The following is a 6,611-nucleotide window of genomic DNA, read 5'->3' as shown; positions in this document are numbered from 1 at the left end:
GGGTACCGTGTTCGTCACATTCGGGCGGTGAAACGGTATTGGGCCGTGGTGCTGTTCGCCTGCGTATACAGCATCGTGGAATCTCAACAAGACCTCTCTTCCGGCCTAGAGCTTCTTCGGTCTCGGAAAGGGCACAGCATCGTCGAGTTCATCTACGATGCCGCGAAGCAAGAGATTCCCATTGATGTGATCAAAAAACAGCTCCATGTCGCCTAAGGGGTCCCCTGTTTGTCTCTTAGATCATGGAAATTACTGTAATGAAAAATGCTCATCTACAGTTATTAAATTCTTTATAGTAACTAATTGACTGCACATAATCTCTAGCGGTTTCAAATCTTTCCTTTTCAATTAAATTGGTTATTTTGTTCGCTTCTTCTTCCCAATCCGGACCGTATAATAACAGGTAGTCTACTAATCCCTCATAGTATGGTTTATTCGTATGGTTTAAAAGAATCAGCTTTTGATACAACTTAATAACACAGGGAATGGGAAGGAAGTAATGCTCGTTTTCAAATTTTATTGCTGATTCCAGCGATTCTATTGAGATGGCACGATCTATTTCTGACATTAAAAGCACTGATAATTCATCGAGATTTTTAGACATGTTGTTTCTTTCATCATTATTATATTTTGACCAATCCTTATTCATTAAACAAAAAATTTGTTGAATTACACTTTGAAGAGCCATTTCCTTATACACCCCATTATTTTGGATAATATGTGGAGACTCTAACCATACCATCAGGAGTTTGTGTTACTGAATAGCCAACTTTTCTACCATTAACTTGTACAATCCGTTCAACAGACTTTGGAACATTCGGGAAATTTGCGCCTGATTGAATTGCATTATCAATATCCCTTAATATTATTGATTCAATCTCATCCATAGTTCCGACATCTCGTGAATTTCCCGTTCGGTGACCGCTGCTGCGATATCCGTGGCCGCTGTTAATTTCCAATTTAGTGTTTCCTACTTGGAAAGTTCGCTTCAGGGTTTCTCCAAAACCTTTTGTACTTATTGGTGAAAGTTTAAATTCCTCCGCTGCCTTATTGACCATTTCTCCCTCAATTTTCTTCATCATATTGAGGGTCGCATCCTTCGCCTCACCCATCCACACCCGAGGCGCCGGCCCCACTCCCGCATATGCCGGCTGCCATGAAACGGAGGTGACGCTTTCCACTACTTCGTCCCATTGTGTCTTGAACAGGCGGGCCGTTTCCGCGAATGGCGCTTTGATGACTTGATGGTAGGTCGTTTGGAAGATCGTCTTCATTGTATCATCGCGCACGACATGTTTCACTTTCGCAAGGGCGGAGGCGGCGATCGCCTTGGCGCCCTTGATCGCCGCTTTTCCAGCAACGCCGGCACTTTTAGCCGGGGGTACAATCGACAACAACAACATCCCGCCCGCCAGCAATCGGTCCCCGGCCGACAGGCGCTCGCCGGTGATCGGGTCGTACTCGCCAAATACGCGCTGCACGTCATACCAGCCGAGAAGCTCCAAACCGAATTCCTTCATGTTGTCAGCCAGCGTCTCGTCCGCTTGGTGCATCGCGGCGGCGGTGCGATACAGAAGTTCTTCCGCTTCGTTCAGTTTGTCTTCATAACGCTTCAGCCAATGAACGAGTTCGTCCCGCAGCGCTTCGATGGCGGGCGTGCTGACGCCGGGGAGGTCCATTGCGAGAGAAGAAAGTTCCCGCGACAGCGTCGTCCGCGCCCGCTCGCAAGCGTCTTTGGCATCGGGAATGTGCTTCGCGACCGTTTCCAACTCATCCGGTTTCAACCGAATCATGTGATCACAACTCTTCTATCCTTCGATGAAGACGGGCGATTTCCCTGCTGATTTCATCGGCCAATTCATCCGCCGTCGCCTCAATCCGCGTCTCGATTTGCTTTAAATCGGCATAGACCCACTCATACGCTTCCCGCGCCTCCCCTTGCCAGTACGGAATAGATTCATCGTTGGCGCGATAAAAGCCGCGAATGCCACCTTGAAATTCTTCCATCGCTTCATGCACTTGCCCTTGGTAAGATTGCAAAATGGCCATCGCTGCTTCGTAAGCCCTCCGCTTCATTTCCTTTTCAATCGAATCTACTATCGATGACACTTGTATTCCCTTCCCGGTTAAAGTGGCGAAATAATGGCTAATATCAAGCTATATAAGTTGAAATTTTGTTTTACATCCAGCTGATCACTCGCCACTTTATATCATATTAGCTTGTATTTATATACATGCTCATTAAAAGATTAACCTTCGTATAACTGGTGCCCACTCCGGTGATACTGCGCCTAAGGAAAAGCATGGGAAAGGAGCGGAATTCTGCATGAAACGTCTCAAAATCACCGACCATCACGAATGGACGCCCCGGAAACTCCGCAAGCAGGAACGGAAGATCAAAAACGCTCCTCTCCGCCAACGCGTGATGGCCGTCCGCCTAGTCATGGAAGGATATTTGGGCAAAGAGGTTGCTTCCATGGTCAATGTGTGCCGCCAAACCGTTTCCCATTATGTATCGCTGTTTAACGAAGGCGGTCTTGAACTCCTGCTTCATCGGGATGTTGCCCCTTTGCGGGAGCCGTTTCTCACCGAAGAACAGCAGGAAGAGGTCAAACATCTCGTGTTGACCACGACCCCTGCGGAGCTGGGCTGGGACATCGCTTCGGCGTGGAATACGAAGATCCTTCAATCCTATGTGTACCACCGTTATGGCATCTCCATTTCCCGCGAAGCCTTGCGAAAACTCTTGCATCGAAAAGGGCTTTCTTGGACCCGGCCGACCTACACGTTGGCAAAAGGGGACCCGGACCGGCAAAAAAACTTCGAGAGACAAATGGATCTGATAAAAAAAAAATTAATCGGTCCGGATTCCGTCCTGTTGTACATCGATGAAACGCCTATCCGGTCGTATCATGTGCTGCGTACGACATGGTCGGAGGTTGGCCATCAAAAGCAAGTGCCGACGTTCGGCCATCATGCCCACGTATCGCTGTTTGGCGCGGTTAACGTCCATGATGGCGAAACGGTTCTTCATCCAGCAGGGGCGGCCAATGCGACAACGTTTTTGGATTTCCTGCGAGTTCTCAAAGAGCGTTACCCGGATCGGCTCATCGTCTTGGTGCTGGATAACGCCCGAATTCATCATGCCAAAATGGTGAGAGAGTTTTTGCGGGAAGAAGGACAGTGTTTTCACTTCATTTCCCTTCCTCCGTATTCTCCGCAACGGAATCCGATCGAACGCTTGTGGAAATGGCTGAAAGACACCGTCATCGCCAATGTGTTCCACAAAGATCGAAACGATATCGCCCAAGCCATTGCCCGGTTTGTGGACTACATTCATGAACGCCCCGAGGAAGTGCTGCAACGCCTGGGGTGTGCAGCGTAATCGAGAAGTTAACTTTTCAAGGTGCATCTATATAACCATGATAGACCTCTCAACCTGGCGCTATATCTGGCTAAATAAGTGTAATTCCCCAATCATCTTGATGGTATTGCACTAAAATGACTTGTTCAGCACCAAGATGATTAGTCTTTATCACCATACATTAAATCATCCAATAACTCATTCTGTTCTTGTATTTGCCTATATCTATTGAATCTATTCATTAAATATTCAATAGTAATTTCTTTATTCGTATTGATTTCACTATCAAACAGTCTTATTTTGGCACCCAAATTGGTCAGTTCATGTATCAATTGCTTTAGTCTAGCATCCTCGTCTTCATCCCTAAACAAAACAATCTTCATAATCGGATTACCGTTTTTAATTCTATTTTTTATTTCCGATAATCCTAGATTTGTGATTTTTTTTATTGTAGGCAAATACTTTGTTTCGTTACCATCGGGTTCCAACAATACAAGGACAGCTGACACTATTTTCCCCTCCTTAAAATTCATTACCAAATAATTCGTTTAATGGTTTACCAGGTAGACTCTGCTTATAATTTCCACCATGCCAGCGGTACAGATGCTCCTTAAACGTAACAGGATATATGATCTCTCCCCTATTTGCTATTTGCGGATATTTGGACGCACTATATACATGGTGACCAATTAATGTTTTACCGTTATGTTTTGGTACGTTACCATTTATTATGTCTCGGATCTGTTCCGATGTCCAATTTCTTGTAGATTCACCGTTCAACAGACGTTCTCTTTCTTGCTCCCAAAAATTATCAACACCAATATCTCTTCGTCTTTTAAATCTTTTATTCCACTTGAATTGCTTCCATTCCTCTTTGCTGATAGTTCTATTCTCAATTTTTTCTTTTAATTGTTTCATTTTTTTACTTCCCATGATTTTATAAGGGATTTCTCTTGGAGCCAGGTCTAAATTCTTTGCTCTCTCGGCTATTATATTAGCCTCTGTCTTATGTCCGATATTATTACCTATCCCCTTCTCAACCACTTCCCCCTCAACTTTCTTGATCATGTTGAGGGACGCATCTTTCGCCTCACTCATCCACACCCGAGGCGCCGGCCCCACTCCCGCATATGCCGGCTGCCATGAAACGGAGGCGACGTTTCCTACTAATTCGTCCCATTGCTTCTTGAACAGGCGGGAGGTTTGCGCAAACGGTGCTTTGATGACTTAAAACCAAAGTAACTTCCTTTTAAAAAAGATATATCCAATTTCTCTTTCCTGAAAAGAGAGTGCTCAATTTTACTTGTTTCATTTCTCCACAATATTTCTAGATTGGGAACTATGCCTACAGTAGTGTCTCTAAAGAGGAACCTGCAACGTACATAGAAGCAAAACATGAGCAATTAAATAGCGCACTGCACATTCAGTACCAGGATAAAAGGATCAAAGAGAAGAGAATCATCCGCAAATTGATTTAGCATAAAATTAGAACAGCAAGGAAGATGTCTTCGCTTGCTGTTTTTATTTTTATCATATAGAGATATTAAAAGGTTTCCTAATAAAATTATCACATGAGTAGGCACAGCCTTCATGATCTCTTGATTTTAAAGGTGCTTTTCTTCCTTATGCTATAATTCTGTGGACCTTCCCCCTTGCCCCCTCAAACTCTTTTGTACACAATAAAATTATGTCATCACTTCCTTATGAATCCATTTGTTTAGTGCAAAATAAAAGTGCAGAGATGTACGAGATTTTTATTCAAAATTCATTCATAGGAGCTTTACATGGAGCGGAGCCATAGTAACCTGTATCAATTTTCTAAATTTACTGATTCTTGCTCGTTTAGCAAAAGAAACATGGATGCAGAGGCTCCATATCAAGCCCCGATATGGCAAACTTCAATCGAATATTTATTCAACCAAAACAAATTTATATACTTCAATACTCTGCACTTTTTTCTTGCAAAAACCATACATTGTCATTCACTATTTAATTAGAAATCCTCTTCCCATGCTTCTTTTGCATCTGCTAGCCTTTCCCATAAAAATTCAAAAAAGTTATTCGCCTCAAACATCTCATCAATTCCCTGTTGTCTATCCCAAGCTATTACCGGGCACTCGTTATTTTCCATTTTTCTTGTATCTAAACAATATACGTATTCACCACAATTCTCAATTACTACCAAATGTCTATCTAAACCTAACTCTCTATATCTCTTTGTTTCAATAACTACAGAGGCCAAATTCGATTTTCCAATCCCTAAAATGTCAATTCCAAACATCCCTCCCGACCCATAATTCATTAAAAACCACTGATAGCTTTTAGGTAGCATGACTCCTAACTCATTTTGAATACGTTTAATTTCACTTTCGGCAACCCCGCCTGTAAAATCATCTGGTTCCATATTTTCATTAATAAGCGCTGTTAATTCTTTTTCATTCATAACTATTTCACTCCTTAAATCTCTCAATTTCTATTTGCTTAGCTCTCCATCTCCAGTATTTCACCCTAAAGTTATCATATTGTTTTCTTAGTACAAGGTTATTTCTAAAACTACCTCCATTTTCCACTAAGCCATGTAAAATTTTATTATACTCGTCATGCAGACTGGCAGGGATTTCAACCATCGCCCCTAGCTCTCTTTGGATTAAATGATGGAGTTCTACAACAGTTCCATCTTTCCAATATGGTGCTCTTCCTTTTTTCATTAATTGAAGATTTGTTAAACCCGTTTTAGGGTCTACTCTATCGTAATCAATATCTAGCCTTTGATAAACTCGCCTACTAATATCTCTTAATTCCCCATTAACCTTAGTTTGTCCATTGTATTCAACTAGTTTGTAGTTTTTGTACTCTTTACCAATCCCCTTCTCAACCACTTCCCCCTCAACTTTCTTGATTATGTTGAGGGACGCATCTTTCGCCTCACTCATCCACACCCGAGGCGCCGGCCCCACTCCCGCATATGCCGGCTGCCATGAAACGGAGGTGACGCTTTCCTACTAATTCGTCCCATTGCTTTTTGAACAATCGAGCCGTTTCGGCAAGAGGGGAGCGGACGGTTTGGCGAAAGGCGATGTCGCCGATCGCTTTCATTTTATCATCGCACACGACATGTTTCACTTTCGCGAGGGCGGAGGCGGCATCGATCGCCTTTGCGCCCTTGATCGCCGCTTTTCCGGCAACGCCGGCACTTTTAGCCGGAGGTACAATCGATAACAGCAACATCCCGCCCGCCAGCAGCCGA

8 protein-coding genes and 2 pseudogenes are annotated in these 6,611 nt (G+C 43.5%); 2 read left to right on the top strand and 8 right to left on the bottom strand.

Annotation, left to right across the window (positions count from 1 at the left end):
• A pseudogene (locus B4113_RS20775) lies at positions 1 to 216 on the top strand (IS701 family transposase); the annotation flags it as partial.
• 52 nt (positions 217 to 268) lie between these two features.
• On the opposite strand, the gene B4113_RS14915 reads toward B4113_RS20775, so the two are convergent.
• The 3 genes from B4113_RS14915 to B4113_RS14905 are packed head-to-tail and all read right to left on the bottom strand — an operon-like array spanning position 269 to position 2,076.
• Positions 269 to 688, bottom strand: a complete 420-nt coding sequence (locus B4113_RS14915; RefSeq protein ID WP_033844598.1) for a hypothetical protein — start codon at positions 686 to 688, stop codon at positions 269 to 271.
• 16 nt (positions 689 to 704) lie between these two features.
• Positions 705 to 1,793 carry a pre-toxin TG domain-containing protein gene (locus tag B4113_RS14910; RefSeq protein WP_082799324.1) on the bottom strand — a complete coding sequence of 363 codons (1,089 nt, stop codon included), beginning with the start codon at positions 1,791 to 1,793 and terminating at the stop codon, positions 705 to 707.
• 4 nt (positions 1,794 to 1,797) lie between these two features.
• Positions 1,798 to 2,076, bottom strand: coding sequence for a DUF5082 domain-containing protein (locus B4113_RS14905; RefSeq protein WP_369802283.1), 279 nt, complete (start codon positions 2,074 to 2,076; stop codon positions 1,798 to 1,800).
• A gap of 250 nt (positions 2,077 to 2,326) precedes the next feature.
• Between B4113_RS14905 and B4113_RS14900 the strand changes: the two genes are divergently transcribed.
• On the top strand, positions 2,327 to 3,385 hold the full coding sequence (locus B4113_RS14900; protein ID WP_061912633.1) for an IS630 family transposase: 1,059 nt from the start codon (positions 2,327 to 2,329) through the stop codon (positions 3,383 to 3,385).
• Positions 3,386 to 3,525: 140 nt separating this feature from the next.
• Here the strand turns inward: B4113_RS14900 and B4113_RS14895 are convergent, their stop codons facing one another.
• From B4113_RS14895 to B4113_RS20165, 5 genes and pseudogenes are all read right to left on the bottom strand, one after another.
• Positions 3,526 to 3,873: a hypothetical protein gene (locus B4113_RS14895; protein WP_061912632.1), complete on the bottom strand. Its 348-nt coding sequence runs from the start codon at positions 3,871 to 3,873 to the stop codon at positions 3,526 to 3,528.
• 13 nt (positions 3,874 to 3,886) lie between these two features.
• Positions 3,887 to 4,432 (bottom strand): hypothetical protein, encoded by a 546-nt coding sequence (locus tag B4113_RS14890; RefSeq protein ID WP_231559863.1) that lies wholly within the window; start codon positions 4,430 to 4,432, stop codon positions 3,887 to 3,889.
• 925 nt (positions 4,433 to 5,357) lie between these two features.
• Positions 5,358 to 5,807 (bottom strand): SMI1/KNR4 family protein, encoded by a 450-nt coding sequence (locus tag B4113_RS14885; protein ID WP_033844602.1) that lies wholly within the window; start codon positions 5,805 to 5,807, stop codon positions 5,358 to 5,360.
• Positions 5,808 to 5,814: 7 nt separating this feature from the next.
• Positions 5,815 to 6,297, bottom strand: a complete 483-nt coding sequence (locus tag B4113_RS14880) for an HNH/ENDO VII family nuclease (protein WP_051962835.1) — start codon at positions 6,295 to 6,297, stop codon at positions 5,815 to 5,817.
• Positions 6,290 to 6,611, bottom strand: a pseudogene (locus tag B4113_RS20165) (hypothetical protein); the annotation flags it as partial. The gene B4113_RS14880 and the pseudogene B4113_RS20165, both read right to left, overlap by 8 nt.

The organism is Geobacillus sp. B4113_201601 (genome assembly GCF_001587475.1).
Lineage (GTDB): Bacteria > Bacillota > Bacilli > Bacillales > Anoxybacillaceae > Geobacillus > Geobacillus icigianus.
This window is presented reverse-complemented; position numbering and strand designations above follow the sequence as displayed.

Coding starts and splice junctions, on each gene's coding strand:
- B4113_RS14910 (WP_082799324.1), bottom strand. CDS start 1,793: ATGATTCGGTTGAAACCGGATGAGTTGGAAACGGTCGCGAAGCACATT.
- B4113_RS14890 (WP_231559863.1), bottom strand. CDS start 4,432: ATGATCAAGAAAGTTGAGGGGGAAGTGGTTGAGAAGGGGATAGGTAAT.
- B4113_RS14880 (WP_051962835.1), bottom strand. CDS start 6,297: ATGAGTGAGGCGAAAGATGCGTCCCTCAACATAATCAAGAAAGTTGAG.
- B4113_RS14915 (WP_033844598.1), bottom strand. CDS start 688: ATGGCTCTTCAAAGTGTAATTCAACAAATTTTTTGTTTAATGAATAAG.
- B4113_RS14900 (WP_061912633.1), top strand. CDS start 2,327: ATGAAACGTCTCAAAATCACCGACCATCACGAATGGACGCCCCGGAAA.
- B4113_RS14885 (WP_033844602.1), bottom strand. CDS start 5,807: ATGAATGAAAAAGAATTAACAGCGCTTATTAATGAAAATATGGAACCA.
- B4113_RS14905 (WP_369802283.1), bottom strand. CDS start 2,076: ATGAAGCGGAGGGCTTACGAAGCAGCGATGGCCATTTTGCAATCTTAC.